Origin of the sequence: Serratia sp. 14-2641 (genome assembly GCF_001692375.1) — a bacterium.
GTDB classification, from domain to species: Bacteria; Pseudomonadota; Gammaproteobacteria; order Enterobacterales; family Enterobacteriaceae; genus Chania; species Chania fonticola_C.
In genome coordinates, this window is the sequence record NZ_LXKR01000002.1 from 107,359 (window position 1) to 126,824 (window position 19,466).

The window sequence follows — 19,466 nt, forward strand, 5'->3', positions numbered from 1 at the left end:
CCTCCATTCACGCTCGTTAATGCCGTCTAGCATAGCCTGAGTCGAGGGGGAGGAACAGAATAACCCGCCCGGAGATCACCGGGCGGGCGGAGGGGTTAGAAGGTTGTCCAGTTGTCTTCGGCGCTGCTGTTCGGTTTAGCCATCGATGGCGATTTGAGCTGGGTGGCTTTCGGCTCCACTGGCGCAGCCTTATCTGCCAGGCGGAATACCGAGACGCTTTGCAGTAGCATTTCGGCCTGTTCTTCCAGCGAATCGGCGGCAGCGGCAGACTCTTCCACCAGCGCGGCGTTTTGCTGAGTGGTGTGATCCATTTCCACGATGGCCTGGCCAATCTGCGCGATGCCCCTGGTCTGTTCATCGGAGGCGGCGGCTATTTCAGCCATGATATCGCGCACGTGGGTGACCGAGCGGACGATTTGTTCCATTGTGTTGCCGGTGTCTTCCACCAGTGCGGTACCGCTCTGTACCCGGTTGACCGACTCGGTGATCAACCCTTCGATTTCTTTCGCCGCCTGGGCGCTGCGCTGGGCCAGATTGCGGACTTCGCTGGCAACAACCGAGAAACCGCGCCCTTGCTCGCCTGCCCGGGCGGCCTCTACGGCGGCGTTCAGGGCCAGGATGTTGGTCTGGAAGGCAATGCCGTTAATCAGGGTAGTAATTTCGGCGATCCGCTGCGAACTGTTGGAAATATCCCGCATTGTGCTGACGACGTTGTTAACCAGTTTGCCGCCCTGCTGTGCCGTTTGCGAGGCATCGGTTGCCAGCTGGTTGGCGTGATGGGCATTGTCGGCATTCTGCTTCACCGTAGCGGTGAGCTGTTCCATGCTGGCGGCGGTTTCTTCCACCGCGGCGGCCTGCTGTTCGGTACGTGAAGAGAGATCGGTATTGCCCGCAGCGATTTCCCCGGCGGCGGTTGAGACCTGGCTGACCCCCATCTGGATTTTCTCAATCATATCGCGCAGGTTCTGGCTCATGGCGGCGACGGCATTGAGCAACTGGCCCAGTTCATCACGGCGAGTGCTGGTTTGTGCCTGACGTAGATCTCCCTTGGCAATGCGTTCTGCCAGTTCCAGGGTGCTGTTGAGTGGGCGAGTGATCTGCAATGTGATACGCCATGACACCAGCAGGCCGGCAAGAATGGCGATTGCCGTGGTGATCCCCATCTGCCACTGTGCGGTATTGATATTATTGTGCGTCTGCGTCAGCTCATCCTTCATGAAATTGTTAACCAGCGTACCGATCTCGTCAGCGTAGCCGCCGAGCTGTTTACTGATCTTGATCTCATTCTCAACGGCGGGCAGGTAGGCCGCGATGTGGCCTTTATACTCGTCAAGCACGGTCAACAGAGGTTGGAGCAACGGGCGCTGTGACTCGTTCAGGCGTTGGCTGAGCGTGTTGGCGGCGCTACGGGCGTCGTCGATAGCGCTGAGTAATGGGATTTCGGAGTCGCGATTGGGTTGCAGCACCAGGCCACGGGCATAGTAGCGGATCTGGGTCAGCTTCTGGTTCAACTGGATAAACGCCAGTTGCAGATCGGTAGCACCCAGTTGGCGTTCAACCTGGCTCAGGCTGTCCTGAACTTCGGACATGTTCCAGCTGGCTCGTACCGCGTCTTTATCCACCACGGCTTTGGCAAACATTTTCTGTTGTTGCTCATAGTTACCCAGCAACACCACCAAAAGCTCCAGATCCTTGCGGCTTTGCGCATCCCAATTCAGGTTTTGCGCGTGGCTGGCCAACTGCAACGCGTTCTCGATATGTTTGCGGTTACGTTCAAGGTAGTCGGTATTGTAATTTTGGCTAAACATGGCTCGGGTGTATTTAGCCTGACTGATTTCGCCCGTTAACTGATAGCTGAAATCGATGCGGTCGCTGCGTGATTCGATAAGATTGAGGTAGGTTATCCCGGTGCCAGCGATAACGATCGCCAGTATCAACATCAGAGAGAATCCGAGTCCGAGCTTTTTACCTACGGTGAGATGAACGATTTTTCCTGCCAAAGCTTTCAATGCCGCCATGATTTATCCCTCTTTAGGCGTTGGTCAATTGAACAAAGCATCGGCAAGGGGCGGTTAAACTTTAGCGGACAACGGGCAAAAAAATGCCCGCATCAGCGGGCATCATCGGAGATAAGCCAAATTATTTCTTGGCTTCGGCGAAGCGTTTTGCCGCTTCGTCCCAGTTCACCACGTTCCAGAATGCCTTGATGTAGTCAGGGCGACGGTTCTGGAATTTCAGGTAGTAAGCGTGTTCCCACACGTCCAGGCCAACGATTGGCAAGCCTGAAGCGCCGGAGACGGCTTCGCCCATCAGCGGGCTGTCCTGGTTAGCGGTAGATACCACGGCCAGTTTGTCGCCTTTCAGCACCAGCCAAGCCCAGCCAGAACCGAAACGGGTGGCGGCGGCTTTCTCGAACTCTTCCTGGAATTTCTCTACGCTGCCGAAATCGCGCTCGATAGCGGCTTTCAGATCGCCACCCAGCGTGGTGCCGGTTTTCAGACCTTTCCAGAACAGGCTGTGGTTAGCGTGGCCGCCTGCGTTGTTGCGCATAAAGGTGCGCTTGTCTGCAGGGACTTTATCCAGATCCTGGATCAGCTCTTCTACGCTCAGCGAAGCCAGCTCAGGGTAAGCTTCCAGCACGGTGTTGGCGTTGTTGACATAGGTCTGGTGGTGTTTGGTGTGATGGATTTCCATCGTCTGCTTGTCGAAATGCGGTTCTAGTGCGTCGTAAGCGTAAGGTAGGGATGGCAGTGAATAACTCATGATCATCATCTCCAGTAGTGTAGGGCGGCGCAAAATGTGAGCACCGCGTAAGCAGTATGATGCATTATAATTAATTAAATGATATTGAAAATGATTATCAATGCCCTACATACTGTGTGGTTTAGGGATTAATCGGTAATACGCTGTGGGTGAGTAAACACCGTTGCTCGGCCTGGCTTGCTAAAGCCAACCAATGTCAGGTTGCTGCGCTCGGCGATTTCCACCGCCAGCGAGGTGGCGGCAGACACCACGAACAGGATCTCGGCGCCGCACATGGCGGATTTTTGCACCATCTCATAGCTGGCCCGGCTGGAAACCAGGATCGCCCCTTGCTGCCAGCCCTGTTTGGCGCGTATGCCGATCATTTTGTCCAGTGCCACATGGCGGCCAACGTCTTCGCAGCCGCCCAGTAGTTCACCCTGCGGTGAGATCCAACCTGCGGCGTGGGTACACCCCGTCAACTGGCCGACGTTCTGCACCTGGCGCAACTGGCTGAGGGCGCGATCGAGATTGGCCAGCGAGAAGGTCTGGGTAAAGGGCAATGGTGTGACCGGCCGGAAGATATCCGCCAACTGTTCAATGCCACAAACGCCGCACCCTGTGCGGCCAGCCATCGCCCGGCGGCGCTCCTTCAGCCCGGCAAAGCGGCGGCTGGAAAGCTCGATTTGTACTTCCATGCCGTTGCAGGTGGGATTAACCTCTATACTGAAGATATCCCGTGGTGAGTCGATAATCCCTTCCGAGAGGGAAAAACCGAGGGCGAACGCCTCCAGATCCTTTGGCGTACACATCATCACCACGTGAGAAATACCGTTATACACCAGCGCGACCGGCACCTCTTCGGCGAGCCAATCTTGCTCTGTGGTGGTCAGTTGCCCGCGCTGGTACACCGGAGCCTGGATCAGGCCCGTGAGCGCGTTCACATTTGTGGGCTGCTCTTGGTTAATTTTGTTCACTTTCCTGGCACCTGTTTGTAACAACCCTACGCCTGCTATGGTATTATTGCGGCGCCGTTGCGGCCCATTTGGCCAATACCCACATAAGAATAGTGATTTTAGCGCTTCCCGCTTTAAGGGGGAAAGCGTCATTTGAAACAATGTGACAACACGAGAGAGAAAGGAGACCCCCCATGCAGGTCAGCAGAAGGCAGTTCTTTAAGATCTGCGCTGGCGGTATGGCAGGAACCACGGTGGCCGCACTGGGCTTTAGCCCGGCGGTGGCATTGGCGGAAACCCGGCAGTACAAGTTGCTGCGCGCCCGTGAAACCCGTAATACCTGCACGTATTGTTCCGTCGGCTGTGGGCTGTTGATGTACAGCCTTGGTGATGGCGCCAAAAACGCCAAAGAGAGCATCTTCCATATCGAAGGGGATCCAGACCATCCGGTAAACCGTGGTGCACTGTGCCCGAAAGGGGCAGGTCTGGTGGATTTCATCCACAGCGAAAGCCGTCTCCAATACCCAGAATATCGCGCTCCAGGCTCGGACAAGTGGCAACGCATCAGCTGGGACGACGCTTTCACCCGCATCGCCAAACTGATGAAAGAAGACCGCGATGCCAACTTCGAAGCCACCAACGCCGCTGGCGTAACGGTGAACCGTTGGCTCTCCACCGGGATGCTGTGTGCTTCGGCCTCCAGCAACGAAACCGGTATGCTGACCCAAAAATTTAGTCGCGCTCTCGGCATGCTTGCCGTAGATAACCAGGCGCGTGTCTGACACGGACCAACGGTAGCAAGTCTTGCTCCAACATTTGGTCGCGGTGCGATGACCAACCACTGGGTTGATATCAAGAACGCCGACTTAATTATCGTCATGGGTGGGAATGCGGCAGAAGCGCATCCAGTGGGATTCCGCTGGGCGATGGAAGCCAAAATTCATAATAAAGCCAAGCTGATCGTCATCGATCCGCGCTTTACCCGTACTGCATCCGTGGCGGATTTCTACACGCCTATCCGTTCAGGTACCGACATTGCTTTCCTGTCGGGCGTCTTGCTGTACCTGATCACCAATAACAAGATTAACCGCGAATACGTGGACGCCTACACCAACGCCAGCCTGCTGGTGCGGGAAGACTTCACCTTCGACGACGGCCTGTTCAGCGGCTACGACGCGGATAATCGCAAATACGATAAAACCACCTGGAATTACCAGCTCGACGAGAACGGCTTCGCCAAGCGTGATACTACGCTACAGGACCCGAACTGCGTGTGGAACCTGCTGAAAAAGCACATCAGCCGTTATACGCCAGAGGTGGTCACCAACATCTGCGGCACGCCAACCGAGGATTTCCTCAAGGTGTGCGAATATATCGCCGAAACCAGCGCCAACGACAAGACGGCCTCGTTCCTCTACGCCCTGGGCTGGACACAGCACTCGGTCGGTGCGCAGAACATCCGCACCATGGCGATGATCCAGTTGCTGCTTGGCAATATGGGCATGGCAGGTGGTGGTGTGAACGCCCTGCGTGGCCACTCCAATATCCAGGGGCTGACCGATTTGGGTCTGCTGTCACAAAGCCTGCCGGGCTATATGACGCTGCCTTCCGAGAAGCAGGCGGATCTGGAGACCTACCTGAAAGCGAACACGCCGAAGGCGCTGCTGCCGGGCCAGGTCAACTACTGGAGCAACTACCCGAAATTCTTCGTCAGCATGATGAAGAGCTTCTACGGCGACAAAGCGCAGAAAGATAACAGCTGGGGCTTTGACTGGTTGCCGAAGTGGGACAAAGGCTACGACGTGCTGCAGTATTTCGAGATGATGTCGCAGGGGAAAGTGAATGGCTATATCTGCCAGGGCTTTAACCCGGTTGCCTCATTCCCGAACAAGAACAAAGTGGTGGCCTCGCTGGCCAAGCTGAAGTTCCTGGTGACCATCGATCCGCTGAACACCGAAACCGCCAACTTCTGGCAGAACCACGATGAGTTCAACGACGTTGACCCATCGAAAATCCAGACCGAGGTATTCCGCCTGCCGTCCACCTGCTTTGCCGAAGAGAACGGTTCAATCGTTAACTCTGGCCGCTGGCTGCAATGGCACTGGAAAGGGGCCGATGCCCCAGGGGAAGCGCTGAACGACGGTGAAATTCTGGCGGGGCTGCTGATGCGCCTGCGCGAAATGTATACCCGTGACGGCGGTGCGGTCCCTGAGCAATTGCTGAATATGTCCTGGGATTATCTGACCCCGGAAAATCCGAAGCCAGAAGAAGTGGCGATGGAGAGCAACGGCCGGGCACTGGCGGATGTCCTCGATCCGGACGGCAAAGTGTTGGCGAAGAAAGGCGAACTGCTGAGCACCTTCGCGCACCTGCGTGATGACGGCACCACGGCAAGTGGCTGCTGGATCTTCGCTGGCAGTTGGACGCCAGCGGGCAACCAGATGGCGCGCCGTGATAACGCCGATCCTTCTGGCCTTGGCAACACGCTGGGCTGGGCTTGGGCATGGCCGCTGAACCGCCGCATCCTGTATAACCGTGCGTCTGCGGATCCAGCGGGTAAACCGTGGGATGCCAAACGCCAGTTGCTGGAGTGGGATGGTGCCAAGTGGGGCGGGGTTGATATCCCGGACTACAGCGCCGCCGCACCGGGCAGCGACGTCGGGCCGTTTATCATGCAGCCGGAAGGCATGGGCCGCCTGTTTGCCCTCGACAAACTGGCGGAAGGGCCGTTCCCTGAACACTACGAGCCGTTTGAAACGCCGCTCGGCACCAACCCGTTGCACCCGAACGTGGTGTCCAACCCGGCGGCGCGCGTGTTCAAAGACGATCTGGCCGCGATGGGCAAATCCGACAAGTTCCCGTATGTCGGTACTACCTATCGCCTGACCGAGCATTTCCACTACTGGACCAAACACGCGTTGATCAACGCCATCGCTCAGCCAGAACAGTTCATCGAAATTGGCGAGAAGCTGGCAGAGAAGAAAGGCATCAAGCAGGGCGATACGGTCAAAGTCAGCTCCAACCGTGGCTATATCAAGGCCAAGGCGGTGGTGACCAAACGTATTCGTACTCTGCAGGTAAATGGCCAGGACGTGGACACCATCGGCATCCCGATCCACTGGGGTTACGAAGGGGTGGCGAAGAAGGGCTTTATCGCCAACACGCTGACGCCGTTTGTCGGCGACGCCAATACGCAAACGCCAGAGTTCAAGGCGTTCCTGGTTAACGTGGAAAAGGTGTAACGGAGACGAATTATGGCAATGCAATCTCAAGACATCATTCGTAAATCCGCCACCAATGGCTTCACCCCGGCACCGCGCGCGCGCGATCACCAGGAAGAAGTGGCCAAGCTGATCGATGTCACTACCTGTATCGGCTGCAAAGCCTGCCAGGTGGCCTGTTCTGAATGGAACGATATCCGCGATGAAGTGGGGCACAACGTCGGGGTTTACGATAACCCCGCCGATCTGACCGCCAAATCGTGGACGGTGATGCGCTTCTCGGAAGTTGAGGAGCACGGCAAGCTGGAGTGGCTGATCCGCAAGGATGGCTGCATGCACTGCGCCGATCCGGGCTGCCTGAAGGCGTGCCCATCGGAAGGGGCCATCATCCAGTACGCCAACGGCATCGTCGATTTCCAGTCCGAACACTGCATCGGCTGCGGCTATTGCATCGCCGGTTGCCCGTTCGACGTGCCACGCATGAATGCGGAAGATAACCGGGTGTACAAATGTACCCTGTGCGTCGACCGCGTTGGCGTTGGCCAGGAACCGGCCTGTGTGAAAACCTGTCCGACCGGGGCGATCCACTTCGGCACCAAAGAAGCGATGAAAAATGTCGCGGCGGAACGTGTCGATGAACTGAAAACCCGTGGCTACCAGAATGCCGGTCTGTACGATCCGGCTGGCGTGGGCGGCACCCACGTGATGTACGTACTGCATCACGCCGATAAACCGCAGCTGTATCACGGTTTACCGGATAACCCGACCATCAGCCCGGCGGTGACCTTCTGGAAAGGGGTCTGGAAGCCGTTGGCCGCCATCGGGTTTGCTGCCACCTTCGCGGCCAGTATCTTCCATTACGTTGGCGTGGGGCCAAACCGCGTTGAAGAAGAGGAAGAGCAGGATCCGAAGGACGAGCATCATGATGAGGAGACGCGCAAATGAGGAAGGAAAAGCCAATTCAGCGCTATAGCGCGCCGGAGCGGATTAACCACTGGATTGTGGCGTTCTGCTTTATTTTTGCCGCCGTCAGCGGGCTGGGGTTCCTGTTCCCGTCCTTTAACTGGCTGATGAATATCTTTGGTACGCCACAGTTGGCACGCATCCTTCACCCCTTCACCGGGGTGTTGATGTTCGTCGCGTTCCTGCTGATGTTCCTGCGCTACTGGAAGCACAACCTGATCAACCGGGAAGATATCGTCTGGGCGAAAAACATCCACAAAATCGCCATGAATGAGGAAGTGGGTGACACTGGGCGTTATAATTTCGGTCAGAAGTGCGTATTCTGGGCGGCGATCATCAGTCTGGTGCTGTTGCTGGCCAGTGGTATCGTTATCTGGCGGCCATACTTTGCCCCATCCTTCTCCATTCCGCTGATCCGCATCGCGTTGGTGGTGCATTCGTTGGCAGCGGTGGGGTTGATCATCGTGATTATGGTGCACATTTACGCCGCGTTGTGGGTAAAAGGCACCATTACCGCGATGGTGGAAGGTTGGGTGCCGGCTGCCTGGGCCAAGAAGCATCATCCGCGCTGGTACCGTGAGGTCCGCGAGAAACAACAGGAAGACAAACCCAGATGAGTATCCGCATCGTTCCTAAAGAGCAGTTAGGGGCACAGCGTGAAAAGTCTTCAACGGCGGAAACTATTCCGCCGTTACTTTTCGCCAACTTGAAGAGCCTTTATACCCGCCGAGCCGAACGTCTGCAGCAACTGGCCGTAGACCATCCGCTGGGTGACTATCTCAATTTTGCTGCCAGCATTGCGCAAGCGCAGAACAACGCCTGCCACGATAATCCGCTGGAGCTGGATCTCGGTGAAACTCTGACTCAGAGCGCCGCTAGCGGTAAGCCGCCTTTGGACATCAGCGTCTATCCACGCAGCGAACACTGGCACAAGCTGCTGGCATCGCTGATCGCAGAACTGCGCCCGCAGGCACCGGAACACGTGCTGGCGGTGTTGGATAACCTGGAGAAATCCTCGTCCCATGAGCTGGAGCTGCTGGCCAGCGCCCTGCTGAAAGGCGAGTTTGCCAAAGTAGGCAGCGACAAAGCCCCGTTCCTTTGGGCGGCGCTGTCGTTGTACTGGGCGCAGATGGCCAGCCAGATCCCTGGCAAGGCACGGGCCGAGTACGGCGAGCATCGCCAATTCTGCCCGGTTTGCGGCAGTATCCCGGTTTCCAGCGTGGTGCATCTTGGTACCGTGAACGGCCTGCGCTATCTGCACTGCAACCTGTGCGAGAGCGAATGGCACGTGGTGCGGGTGAAATGCAGCAACTGCGAGCAAACCGGCGATCTCAACTACTGGTCACTGGAAAGTGAGCAGGCGGCCGTGAAAGCGGAAAGCTGTGGCGATTGCGGCACCTACCTGAAGATCCTCTATCAGGAGAAGGACCCGAAGGTCGAGGCGGTGGCTGACGATCTGGCTTCGCTTATCCTCGATGCCAAGATGGAAGAGGAAGGCTTTGCGCGCAGCAGTATCAACCCGTTCCTGTTCCCTGGCGAGTAATTACAGTTGGGCTTATTCGTTCGCCCCTTGCCACTGTAATTGCTCAACTCAAGTCCATCACTTTTGCAGCTCCCTCTCCCTGTGGGAGGGGGCCGCAACGACTTTCGGATTAGACATCTGGCAAACCGGGAAGCGAGTTGCTACCGTTACGTCAAGACGCGTAACGCGAAAGGAAGACATGATGTTGAAGACCCTTGCCAAAGGCGCGGCGCTGGCCGTGCTGCTTACCGGGCTGGTAGCCTGCGATAACCAGGACAGCAAAAAGCCGGAAGTCCCGGCCCCCGCGCCAAAACCGGTTGTGACACAACCCGTAACGCCAGCCCCAGCGCCACCGGTGGAAGAACCCAAGCCCGCCCCCAGCCTGAACGTCTCGCTGCAAAAAGGCCAAATCACCTTTGAACTGCCGCCGGGTTTCAGCGATCAGACCAAGCTGAGCGGCATCATCAACGACGACAAGTCGACCATTCAGCTGTTCCTCGACAGCAAATCGCGCCAGCGCACCGTCGCTTCGGAAGTGATTCCGCCACCAGACATGAAGATCAATACCAGCGATGCGATGCTCAAAGAGCTGACGCAAAGCATCATTACCGAACTGTCTGACCGCTATCAGAACATCAAGAAAACCAAAGAAGAGAATTTCACCGTCGGTAAGCAGAAGTTCCATCGCCTGGATACTGAACAGACGGTCAACGGCCAAAAACTGGTTTCCACCATCGTGTTGACGGTGTTCAATAAACGGGTCGTGACGTTGCAGCTGTTAACGCCAGCTAAAACACCGGATCTACATCATGCCCTGGTACAGCGAATTATTGATACCATGCAGGTTAAATAACCTGACTGGTTTAGCTCGGCACGCCAATAAGCCAGTTTGCCGATAACCGGACACTGAAAAATCGAGTGACCATGAGCACTGAATCCCAGCACCTATACAGCCAGTTACCTGCCATCGACCGCCTGCTGCGCGACCCTGCGATTGAAACCGCCGTCGCCAAACATGGCCAGACGCTCATCAGTGAACTGCTGCGCCAGATGCAGGCGCAGGCGCGTGAAGCCATCAAGACGCAGCAACAGTTGCCCGCCTGGTGTCAGGACTGGCCGCAGGCGCTACATGCCCGCTTGGAGCAGCAACAGCGCCCGGCGTTGCAACCCGTGTTTAACCTCAGCGGCACCGTTTTGCACACTAATCTGGGGCGAGCGCTATTGGCGCAACCGGCAGTTGATGCGGTGGTCAGTGCCATGAGCAGTGCCGTGACGTTGGAATATGATTTGGATGGCGCAGGCCGTGGGCATCGCGATCGGGCCATCGCGGACTTGCTCTGCCAGCTCACCGGGGCGGAAGATGCCTGTATCGTCAACAATAACGCGGCGGCGGTGCTATTGATGCTGGCGGCGGTAGCGCCGGGCCAGCAGGTGGTGGTATCACGTGGCGAGCTGGTGGAGATTGGCGGCGCGTTCCGCATCCCGGACGTCATGCGCCAGGCGGGCTGCCAACTGGTGGAGGTCGGTACCACCAACCGTACACATCTGAAAGATTATCGTGCCGCCTGCAACGAGCAAACCGGCCTGTTGATGAAGGTACACACCAGTAATTACAGTATTCAAGGGTTTACCGCTGCGGTCGATGAAAGCGAACTGGCGGTGTTGGGCCACGAACACGGCATTCCTGTGGCGACCGATTTGGGCAGTGGCTCGCTGATCGACATGGCGCAATACGGCTTGCCCGCCGAACCGATGCCGCAACGCCTAATTGCCGCAGGTGTCGATCTGGTGACCTTCTCCGGTGATAAACTGCTGGGCGGGCCACAGGCCGGGATTATCGTCGGTAAAAAAGATCTCATCGCCCGTTTGCAACAGCACCCACTCAAGCGCGCCCTGCGCGTCGGCAAAATCACGCTGGCGGCGCTGGAAGCCACGCTGCGGTTGTATCAACAGCCTGAGCTACTGGCAGAACACTTGCCTACCTTGCGTTTACTAACCCGTCCACAGCAACAGATGCAGGAAACAGCCGAACGTTTGCAAGGCCAGTTGGCTCCGCTGTTTTCTGGCCGCTTCGAGCTGCGCAGCGAGCCATGCTGGTCACAGATTGGCAGCGGCTCGTTGCCGGTAGATCGTCTGCCGAGCTACGCGTTGACCTTTGCCCCACTTGATGGACGAGGCGCAACGCTAGAAGGTTTGGCTCAGCAGTGGCGCGGTTTGCCGCAGCCGGTCATTGGCCGTATCAACGACGGCAAGCTGTGGCTCGATCTGCGTTGCCTGGAACAGGAGGGCGCACTGGTTGAGGCGCTGAGCGCATGATTATTGCCACCGCTGGCCATGTCGACCACGGCAAAACCACCCTGCTACAGGCGATCACCGGCATCAATGCCGATCGCCTGCCGGAGGAACAACGCCGTGGCATGACCATCGATCTTGGTTATGCCTATTGGCCGCAGCCAGATGGCCGCGTGCTGGGGTTTATCGACGTTCCCGGCCATGAAAAATTCCTCGCTAATATGCTGGCGGGCATTGGCGGCATCGACCATGCGCTGCTGGTGGTGGCCTGCGACGATGGCGTAATGGCACAAACCCGCGAGCACCTGGCGATCCTGCGCCTGAGCGGTAGAGCGCAGTTGACGGTGGCGTTAACCAAAGCCGACCGTGTGGAGTCTGCACGAATCGCCGAAGTGCAAACCCAGGTGTTGGCTGAATTGGCGCAGCAGGGCTGGCATGATGTGCCAGTATTTGTTACTGCGGCGGCCATGGGGGAAGGTATTGATGAGCTGCGCCAGCATCTGTTGATGTTGCAACCCGGTGAGCACTTACTATCACGCCGTTTTCGCTTGGCGGTGGATCGCGCCTTCAGCGTCAAGGGGGCCGGGCTGGTGGTGACAGGGACGGCGCTGGGCGGCAGCGTCGCGGTAGGCGATACGCTATGGCTGACCGGTGCGGATGTGCCGGTACGGGTGCGCGGCTTGCATGCGCAGAATCAGGCGGCAGAACAGGCGGTTGCCGGGCAACGTATTGCGCTGAATATCAGCGGTGACGTCAGCAAAGATCAGCTAACGCGCGGCGACTGGCTGTTGGCGCAACAACCGCCAGCGGCGGCAGAACGTATTCTGGTGGCGATAGAGGCCGACGCGCCGATCCAGCACTGGCAGTCGCTGCATATTCACCATGCTGCCAGCCATATCACCGGGCGCATTGCGTTGCTGGCCGACAACCTGGCGGAGCTGATCCTCGATCGCCCGCTGTGGCTGGTGGAAAACGACCGGCTGGTGCTGCGTGATATCAGCGCACGCCAAACGTTGGGGGCTGCCCGCGTGCTGGGGCTCTCCTCGCCGAAACGGGGCAAGCGTCAGCCGGAGTATCTGGCCTGGCTGGCCGCGCTGTCTCAGGCATCCAGCGATGGGCAGGTGCTGGATTTGCGTTTGCCGGGTGGCGCACTGGATTTGGCCGCGTTTGCCTGGGCGCGACAGCTGACGGATGAGGGCCTACAGGAACTGCTGGCGGGTTATGCCCTGATGATCTCTGGCGAGATGGCGTTGGCCCCGGCCAATGTGCAGGCGCATGAGCAGCGCCTGTTACAGGTGTTGGCCGAATACCATCAGCAACATGCCGATCAGCTAGGCCTGGGGCGCGCTCGTCTGCGCCGTATGGCGTTACCGGCGCTGCATGAGCCGCTGGTATTTATGATGTTCGATCGGCTGCTGGCGGCGGGTTTGCTGCGTAATACGCGCGGCTGGCTGCATCTGCCAGACCACGGTTTGGCATTCAGCAGCGAGCAACAGGCGCTGTGGAGTCACATTGAGCCGCTGTTTGGTGAAGAGCCCTGGTGGGTGCGCGATCTGGCCGCCTCGTTGGGCGAAGAGGAAAACAGCGTTCGCGCCGCGTTGCGCAAAGCGGCACAGCTTGGCTACGTCACCGCCGTGGTGGTCGATCGCTACTACCTCAGCCAGCGTATCGAACAGTTTGCCGCGATGATCCGCGAGTTGGACGCCACGCAAGGCAGCACCAATGCCGGTGATTTCCGCGATCGGCTGGGGGTTGGTCGCAAGCTGGCGATCCAGGTGCTGGAATTTTTCGATCGCAGCGGCTTTACCCGGCGTAAGGGGAACCAGCATCTGCTGCGGGATCGCGGGCTGTTTGGCGGTTGAAATTATGGGTGCATATTGTTGCACCCAGTTTAAAAGATTGTGACACCCCTCATGCGTTTGAGCATTGTTTCGCCATTTCTCCTCATAAACCCCTATCATTCCGGCTAGAGATAGTTCACCGCTTCTTAAGTTTGATCACTGGATCTGCGGCCATGGTGCCGTGAACCTGCTTACCGTCTGCGGGCGGTAAGGTTGCAGCCTCGTTAAAAGGAGATACAAATGGCGAATACCACTACGGCAAGTCACCTCACGCCTGAAAACACCGGGTTTCCTCTCAAACTGAAAAAACGTTACGACAACTTTATCGGTGGTGCCTGGGTGGCGCCGGTACAGGGCGAGTATTACACCAACCTGACGCCGATCACCGGCCAGACGCTGTGCGAAGTAGCCAGCTCCTCCTTCCAGGATATCGAGTTGGCGCTGGATGCGGCCCACGATGCCAAAGGGGCATGGGGGAAAATGTCGGTGCAGGCGCGCGCCAACCTGCTTAACCGGGTCGCCGATCGCATGGAGCAGAATATCGATCTGCTGGCGGCGGCAGAAACCTGGGATAACGGCAAACCGATCCGCGAAACCGTCAATGCCGACGTTCCGTTAGCTATCGACCATTTCCGCTACTTTGCTGCCTGCGTACGAGCGCAAGAGGGCGGCATTAGCGAGATCGACTCCGAAACCGTCGCCTATCACTTCCACGAACCGCTGGGCGTGGTGGCACAAATCATTCCGTGGAACTTCCCGCTGCTGATGGCCTGCTGGAAGATGGCTCCGGCGCTGGCGGCGGGTAACTGCATCGTGTTGAAACCGGCCAAGCTGACGCCACTATCGGTGCTGGTGCTGATGGAACTGATCCAGGACATCCTGCCGCCAGGGGTGATCAACGTGGTCAACGGCGCAGGCGGTGAAATCGGGGAATATCTGGCGACCTCCAAGCGTATCGCCAAAGTGGCCTTTACCGGTTCGACCGAGGTGGGGCGCCAAATCATGGGCTACGCCACCCAGAACATCATTCCGGTGACGCTGGAGCTGGGCGGCAAGTCACCCAACATCTTCTTTGCCGACGTGATGGACAAAGAGGATTCGTTCTTCGACAAGGCGCTGGAAGGCTTTGCGCTGTTTGCCTTTAACCAGGGGGAAGTCTGTACCTGCCCGAGCCGGGCGCTGGTGCAGGAATCGATCTACGAGCGCTTTATGGAGCGGGCGATCAAACGGGTGGAGAGCATCCGTAGCGGCAACCCGCTGGACGCCAGCACCCAAATGGGGGCGCAGGTCTCCGAAGGGCAGATGAAGACCATCCTTAACTACATCGAGATCGGCAAGCAGGAAGGGGCCAAGGTGCTGACCGGTGGCCGACGCAAGGCGCTGGATGGCGGGTTGGCGCAAGGGTACTACATGGAGCCCACCATTCTGTTCGGCAAGAACAGCATGCGGGTATTCCAGGAAGAGATTTTCGGCCCGGTGCTGGCGGTGACCACCTTCAAAGACATGGATGAAGCGCTGGCGCTGGCTAATGATACCGATTTTGGCCTCGGAGCCGGGGTGTGGAGCCGCAACGGTAACATTGCTTACCAGATGGGGCGCAACATTCAGGCGGGCCGCGTCTGGACCAACTGCTACCATGCCTACCCGGCACATGCGGCGTTCGGCGGCTACAAACAGTCGGGGATCGGGCGGGAAACCCATAAGATGATGTTGGAGCACTATCAGCAGACCAAGTGCCTGCTGGTGAGCTACTCTGAGAAACCGATGGGGCTGTTCTAAACCTTCACGCCAGCCCTCATCCAAAGGGAGAGGGCTGGTTAACCATTACACTGTGGCACTCGGTGCGGGAGTGGCGCCACCACGGTGTTTGCTGAGGAACAGCGCCGTCAGCATCAGCCAGCACAGGCCGCTGATCAGATTGAACAGGCTAAACAACCCGTTACCGCCCCAGACATAGGCCACCTTGGCCAGCTCGATCCCGATGGTGAACACCGACATACTCAGCATCCCCATCACGGCCGAAACGGCACCTTTGCTCACGTTGCTGGAAAACAGCGTCAGGCGATACAGACCGGCGTTCGCCAAACCAATGCCGTAGGCATAAAGGCTCAGCCCGGCGGTCATCCACAGATAGGCGTGGGCGGAAAATACCGTGGCCAGCGCGGCGAGCAGCAGGCCCAGTAGCATCGGCCATGCGCCCAGCTTGATCGGGCGTTCAATACTGAGTTTGCCAGTCACGCGGGCCAGCGTCAGGTTGCCCAGGATCAGCGCGCCAAACACCGGGATCTGCAACAGGCCATAGTCCAGCGCCGAGAGCGACTCACCCTTAATCAGGATCACCGGAGACTGGGCAATCCAGGCCAACAGCGGCAGGCTGGCAAAGCCGATAGCCAATGAACCACAGATAAAGCGCCGATTGACCAGCACCTGGCGATAGTCCCGCCACAGGTTGGCCGCCGAGAAGGCTTCCCCTTGCAGCGTGGCGGTTTCAGGCATGGCTTTCCACAGACCAACAAAGGCAATGGCGGCCAGCGCGGCAAACAGCACAAACATGCTCTGCCAGGAGGCAACGTGAACCCAGGCGGCCCCGGCTAGCGGCCCCAGCAGCGGGGCGATCAACGCCACGTTAGCCATCAGCGCGGTGATTTTTATACATGTCGCCTCTTCAAACGACTCCTGAATGGTGGCATAGCCCACCGCGCCGATAAAGCACAGGCCGATCCCTTGCAGGAAGCGCATCACGATAAACTGCTCGATATTGGTGACCAGCAGAATGGCCAGGCAGGTGACGATAAAGAACAGCACCCCGGCCAGCATCACCGGGCGGCGGCCACGGCGATCTGACAGCGGGCCAAGCAGCCACTGCAGGAAAATGCCGCCAGCCAGATAGGCGGTCATTGAGGTGGGCACCCACTCCACGCCGGCGTTGAAGTCGGCCACGACCGCCAGCATACCGGGCTGGATCATATCGTTGGCGATATAGGTCGCAAATTCGAACAGCACCAGACAAAGTGGGAATAAAAGCGCCTGTCGGCCTAAAAGTGCCGCAGGGGGTAATGATGTTTTCATTTTTATATTACTGATAGCAAAGAAGAAATAAGGAACTGTCAGGGCGGGGATGCGCAAACTGAGCGAGTTGTGGCGGCTATTTTGCCGCCAATTGTTCACCTTGGCAATCATAAGGTGATTTTCAGGCTCATTCTTAATAGTGCGTTTAAGCGTTGTGCTGTGCCCCCCTGAGCTATAACCTCTTATTAACATTTCTCTATGACAGAATTATAGGCAACCGACGGGCAGCAATGAGCAATAAAATTGGTTGGATAGATAACTTGCGTGCGCTGGCGTGCATGATGGTGGTGATGATCCACGCGACCACCTACTACGTCGCTAACGGTGTGGCAGTGGGTGAACATAACTGGGATATGGCTAACGTATTGAACTCGATTTCACGGGCTTCGGTGCCGCTATTCTTTATGATTTCCGGCTTTCTATTTTTTGGTGAGCGCAGTGCCAACCAAAAACACTTTATCCGCATTACCTGCTGCATTTTGTTCTACAGCGCCATTGCCCTGATTTATATTGCCTGTTTTACTCGCATCGGCTTTTGGCCCTCGCTGCGTGCCATCTTGCAAAAGCCGGTGTTTTATCACCTGTGGTTCTTTTACGCCATTGCGGTGGTCTACCTGCTTTCGCCGCTGATCAGCGTCAAACCGATCTCTGGCCGCTATCTAGCCGGGGTGATTGTCATTCTGGCGATTATCGCCAACCCTAATACCAGCAAGCTGACCCTGGATAATGTCCAGCTACTGCCGGTGAACCTGTATATCTATGGCGATACCTTCTATTACCTGCTGTATGCCTTGGCAGGGCGAGCGATCGGCATGATGGCTACCCAACGGCGCGGTATGAGCCTGTTGGCAGTGCTGTGCTTTGTCGCTAGCGTGGTACTGATTATCCGTGGCACCAAAAGCCAGATGTTTATCAACGGCAGCTTCGCCGATACGTTTTACATGTATACCGGCCCCTTGGTATTTGTGGCGGCGGTCTCGCTGCTGGTGTGGTGCAAAAACTGCCTGCCGAACCCAATCGGCTGGCTAGGCGTGATCTCCCGCCACTCGCTGGCGATCTACGGTTTTCACGCCCTGATCGTTAACGTGATGCGTAACCGCCACTGGGAGTTTCCGGCCTACCCGCTGCTGGATATCTTCTGGGTGTTTGGCATGGCGCTTGGCGTGAGCCTGCTGCTGTCGATGGGGTTACAGAAAGTGGATACCCGGCGGCTGGTGTCTTAAGCCTGCCAGCGCTGCTGTGCCCGCCGCAGTTGGCGGCCAGAGGAGAAGCCTGCGGTTAGCGCGGCTTTTTCCAGACCGTAGCCCTGTTGCAGCCGTTGCTGTGCGACCGCCAGCCGCAGCTGTTCATGATATTCCCGTACGCTGAGGCCGATATGCAGGCGGAACAGCCGGGCCAGATGGCGGCTGCTGACGTGGGCTTTCTCCGCCACCTGGGGGACCGACCACTCGGCCTCCGGCTCGGCGGCCATGACATCCTGCGCCCGGTGCACGGCAGGATGCAGATGATTGCGGTAGCGTAGCCACGGGGAAAGCTGCGGATCGTCGCCGGAGCGGCGGAAATAAACCACCATCTCACGGGCAATCTCCAACGCGCGGTCAGCCCCACAGTGTTGATTAACCAGGTGCAGGGCCAGATCGATACCGGCGGTGATACCCGCGCTGGTAAACACCCCACGATCCTCAACGAAAATACGGTTTTCCTTCACCTGCGCGGCCGGTGCCTGCTGGCGCAGACGGTCGAGCACGGCGTGGTGAGTGGTGCAGTGATAGCCGTCGAGCAAGCCTGCCTGGGCAGCCAATAGCGCACCGGAACAGACGCAAACCAGATCAATCTGCCGCTGGGCCAAAGCCGGGCGCAAGGCCCGGAGCCAATTGCGTGCCAGAGCCGCTTCTTCGCTAGCAAAGTAATGCGTTGAGTCCGCCACCCCCGGTATCACCAGAATATCCCCTTCGTTCCACTGTTGCGGTAAGGGGGCCAACTGGCCGATCGTCATGCCGATGGAACAGGTAATCTGCGGCACCGGGCTGACATAGTGCAGCCGGAACCGCCCGGTAAGTCGCAATACCTCTGCCGGGCCGCTGACATCCAGTAACAGCACGTTGGGGAGCATCAGAAAGTAAACGGCCTTGAGCATGATTATTCCTGTGAAAGTTGTGTCAATGCTTCATCGACGCTGGCAATGGTGGCAAAGCGGTCGACCAGCACGGTTTCAGTATGCCGCTTTAGCTGCTCAGGGGTAAAGAGGCTGCCGTCCGGGTGATGCATCGGGAAAGTGAGCGTAGCTTCGGTCACAAACGTCACTTTATAGCCCAGATCCGAGGCGACGCGGGTGGTGGTTTCACAGCATTGCTCGGTGCGAATGCCGCTGATAATCAGATGGTCGATCTGGCGTTCACGTAGCCAGGCATCCAGGCCAGATTCGGTCAGCGCATTGTGTACTCGCTTTTGCACCGTAACGTCAGCCTGATGGCTCAGAAACGGCAGGCGTTTCACGTGGCCAGACGCCAAAGAGAACGGCCCCTCAGGCGAGACATGGAACACGTCGACCAGCGGCACCCCTTGCTGCTGGCAACCCGCGATCAGGCGTGTCAGCGCCTGTTGAAACGCAGGCAGATCGTCTTCCTGCCAGAACGGGCGGTGTTGAAAGGATTGTTGAACATCGATGATCAATAGTGCGCTATGTGACATTTTCGGCCCTCCTGAATGTGGTGTAAGACCATATTGCGCTTGCAACAAGACAGAAAGAAGGTCAAAAACGGCCATCATGATGGCAACAACGGACGGGATGAAGTTTGCGGGCGGTTACCGATAATAATCCCGGTGAACGCGGTATTGATTACTATAATTGATTGGCCGT

15 protein-coding genes are annotated in these 19,466 nt (G+C 57.6%); 9 read left to right on the forward strand and 6 right to left on the reverse strand.

Annotation, left to right across the window (positions count from 1 at the left end; translation table 11 throughout):
• Positions 1 to 95 precede the first annotated feature (95 nt).
• The 3 genes from A6U95_RS03215 to fdhD all read right to left on the reverse strand — a co-directional run bounded on the left by A6U95_RS03215 (position 96) and on the right by fdhD (position 3,719).
• Positions 96 to 2,018: a methyl-accepting chemotaxis protein gene (locus A6U95_RS03215; protein WP_065683443.1), complete on the reverse strand. Its 1,923-nt coding sequence runs from the start codon at positions 2,016 to 2,018 to the stop codon at positions 96 to 98.
• Between the two features lie 121 nt (positions 2,019 to 2,139).
• Positions 2,140 to 2,763 (reverse strand): superoxide dismutase [Mn], encoded by a 624-nt coding sequence (gene sodA / locus A6U95_RS03220; RefSeq protein WP_024483271.1) that lies wholly within the window; start codon positions 2,761 to 2,763, stop codon positions 2,140 to 2,142.
• A gap of 128 nt (positions 2,764 to 2,891) precedes the next feature.
• Positions 2,892 to 3,719, reverse strand: coding sequence for a formate dehydrogenase accessory sulfurtransferase FdhD (gene fdhD, locus A6U95_RS03225; protein ID WP_037434388.1), 828 nt, complete (start codon positions 3,717 to 3,719; stop codon positions 2,892 to 2,894).
• Between the two features lie 173 nt (positions 3,720 to 3,892).
• Between fdhD and fdnG the strand changes: the two genes are divergently transcribed.
• The 8 genes from fdnG (at position 3,893) to A6U95_RS03270 (ending at position 15,316) form a co-directional block, all read left to right on the forward strand.
• Entirely contained in the window at positions 3,893 to 6,940 is a 3,048-nt protein-coding gene (gene fdnG, locus A6U95_RS03235) for a formate dehydrogenase-N subunit alpha (RefSeq protein ID WP_080673316.1), read from the forward strand.
• A gap of 12 nt (positions 6,941 to 6,952) precedes the next feature.
• Positions 6,953 to 7,864 (forward strand): formate dehydrogenase subunit beta, encoded by a 912-nt coding sequence (gene fdxH, locus A6U95_RS03240; protein WP_021807291.1) that lies wholly within the window; start codon positions 6,953 to 6,955, stop codon positions 7,862 to 7,864.
• Positions 7,861 to 8,499, forward strand: coding sequence for a formate dehydrogenase cytochrome b556 subunit (fdoI, locus tag A6U95_RS03245; protein WP_024527318.1), 639 nt, complete (start codon positions 7,861 to 7,863; stop codon positions 8,497 to 8,499). Before fdxH ends, fdoI begins: the two co-directional genes overlap by 4 nt.
• Positions 8,496 to 9,425: a formate dehydrogenase accessory protein FdhE gene (gene fdhE, locus A6U95_RS03250; RefSeq protein ID WP_024527317.1), complete on the forward strand. Its 930-nt coding sequence runs from the start codon at positions 8,496 to 8,498 to the stop codon at positions 9,423 to 9,425. The genes fdoI and fdhE overlap by 4 nt, the downstream gene beginning before the upstream one ends.
• Before the next feature lie 181 nt (positions 9,426 to 9,606).
• Complete coding sequence (locus A6U95_RS03255; protein ID WP_065683444.1) at positions 9,607 to 10,257, forward strand: DcrB-related protein; 651 nt, start codon at positions 9,607 to 9,609, stop codon at positions 10,255 to 10,257.
• A 71-nt stretch (positions 10,258 to 10,328) separates the two neighbouring features.
• The gene (gene selA / locus A6U95_RS03260) at positions 10,329 to 11,720 is read left to right on the forward strand and encodes an L-seryl-tRNA(Sec) selenium transferase (protein WP_065683445.1); all 1,392 of its coding nucleotides are present in this window, start codon (positions 10,329 to 10,331) and stop codon (positions 11,718 to 11,720) included.
• Positions 11,717 to 13,558: a selenocysteine-specific translation elongation factor gene (gene selB / locus A6U95_RS03265; RefSeq protein ID WP_065683446.1), complete on the forward strand. Its 1,842-nt coding sequence runs from the start codon at positions 11,717 to 11,719 to the stop codon at positions 13,556 to 13,558. The genes selA and selB overlap by 4 nt, the downstream gene beginning before the upstream one ends.
• 219 nt (positions 13,559 to 13,777) lie before the next feature.
• The gene (locus tag A6U95_RS03270; RefSeq protein WP_065683447.1) at positions 13,778 to 15,316 is read left to right on the forward strand and encodes an aldehyde dehydrogenase family protein; all 1,539 of its coding nucleotides are present in this window, start codon (positions 13,778 to 13,780) and stop codon (positions 15,314 to 15,316) included.
• A gap of 45 nt (positions 15,317 to 15,361) precedes the next feature.
• Here A6U95_RS03270 and A6U95_RS03275 read toward each other — a convergent pair whose 3' ends face one another.
• The gene (locus A6U95_RS03275; RefSeq protein WP_065683537.1) at positions 15,362 to 16,606 is read right to left on the reverse strand and encodes an MFS transporter; all 1,245 of its coding nucleotides are present in this window, start codon (positions 16,604 to 16,606) and stop codon (positions 15,362 to 15,364) included.
• Between the two features lie 230 nt (positions 16,607 to 16,836).
• Between A6U95_RS03275 and A6U95_RS03280 the strand changes: the two genes are divergently transcribed.
• A complete protein-coding gene (locus A6U95_RS03280) occupies positions 16,837 to 17,829 on the forward strand; it encodes an acyltransferase (protein ID WP_065683448.1) in 993 nt (330 codons plus the stop codon).
• On the opposite strand, the gene A6U95_RS03285 is transcribed toward A6U95_RS03280, so the two are convergent.
• Complete coding sequence (locus tag A6U95_RS03285) at positions 17,826 to 18,743, reverse strand: DJ-1/PfpI family protein (RefSeq protein ID WP_065683449.1); 918 nt, start codon at positions 18,741 to 18,743, stop codon at positions 17,826 to 17,828. The two genes, A6U95_RS03280 and A6U95_RS03285, sit on opposite strands and share 4 nt — an antisense overlap.
• A gap of 2 nt (positions 18,744 to 18,745) precedes the next feature.
• Positions 18,746 to 19,297: an isochorismatase family protein gene (locus A6U95_RS03290; protein ID WP_065683450.1), complete on the reverse strand. Its 552-nt coding sequence runs from the start codon at positions 19,295 to 19,297 to the stop codon at positions 18,746 to 18,748.
• Between the last annotated feature and the right edge of the window lie 169 nt (positions 19,298 to 19,466).

Excerpts from the sequence above, each read along its gene's own strand:
- A6U95_RS03290 (WP_065683450.1), bottom strand. The coding sequence starts at position 19,297 with ATGTCACATAGCGCACTATTGATCATCGATGTTCAACAATCCTTTCAA.
- A6U95_RS03215 (WP_065683443.1), bottom strand. The coding sequence starts at position 2,018 with ATGGCGGCATTGAAAGCTTTGGCAGGAAAAATCGTTCATCTCACCGTA.
- A6U95_RS03280 (WP_065683448.1), top strand. The coding sequence starts at position 16,837 with ATGAGCAATAAAATTGGTTGGATAGATAACTTGCGTGCGCTGGCGTGC.
- selB (WP_065683446.1), top strand. The coding sequence starts at position 11,717 with ATGATTATTGCCACCGCTGGCCATGTCGACCACGGCAAAACCACCCTG.
- A6U95_RS03285 (WP_065683449.1), bottom strand. The coding sequence starts at position 18,743 with ATGCTCAAGGCCGTTTACTTTCTGATGCTCCCCAACGTGCTGTTACTG.
- selA (WP_065683445.1), top strand. The coding sequence starts at position 10,329 with ATGAGCACTGAATCCCAGCACCTATACAGCCAGTTACCTGCCATCGAC.
- A6U95_RS03270 (WP_065683447.1), top strand. The coding sequence starts at position 13,778 with ATGGCGAATACCACTACGGCAAGTCACCTCACGCCTGAAAACACCGGG.
- A6U95_RS03275 (WP_065683537.1), bottom strand. The coding sequence starts at position 16,606 with ATGAAAACATCATTACCCCCTGCGGCACTTTTAGGCCGACAGGCGCTT.
- fdxH (WP_021807291.1), top strand. The coding sequence starts at position 6,953 with ATGGCAATGCAATCTCAAGACATCATTCGTAAATCCGCCACCAATGGC.
- sodA (WP_024483271.1), bottom strand. The coding sequence starts at position 2,763 with ATGAGTTATTCACTGCCATCCCTACCTTACGCTTACGACGCACTAGAA.
- fdhE (WP_024527317.1), top strand. The coding sequence starts at position 8,496 with ATGAGTATCCGCATCGTTCCTAAAGAGCAGTTAGGGGCACAGCGTGAA.
- fdoI (WP_024527318.1), top strand. The coding sequence starts at position 7,861 with ATGAGGAAGGAAAAGCCAATTCAGCGCTATAGCGCGCCGGAGCGGATT.
- A6U95_RS03255 (WP_065683444.1), top strand. The coding sequence starts at position 9,607 with ATGTTGAAGACCCTTGCCAAAGGCGCGGCGCTGGCCGTGCTGCTTACC.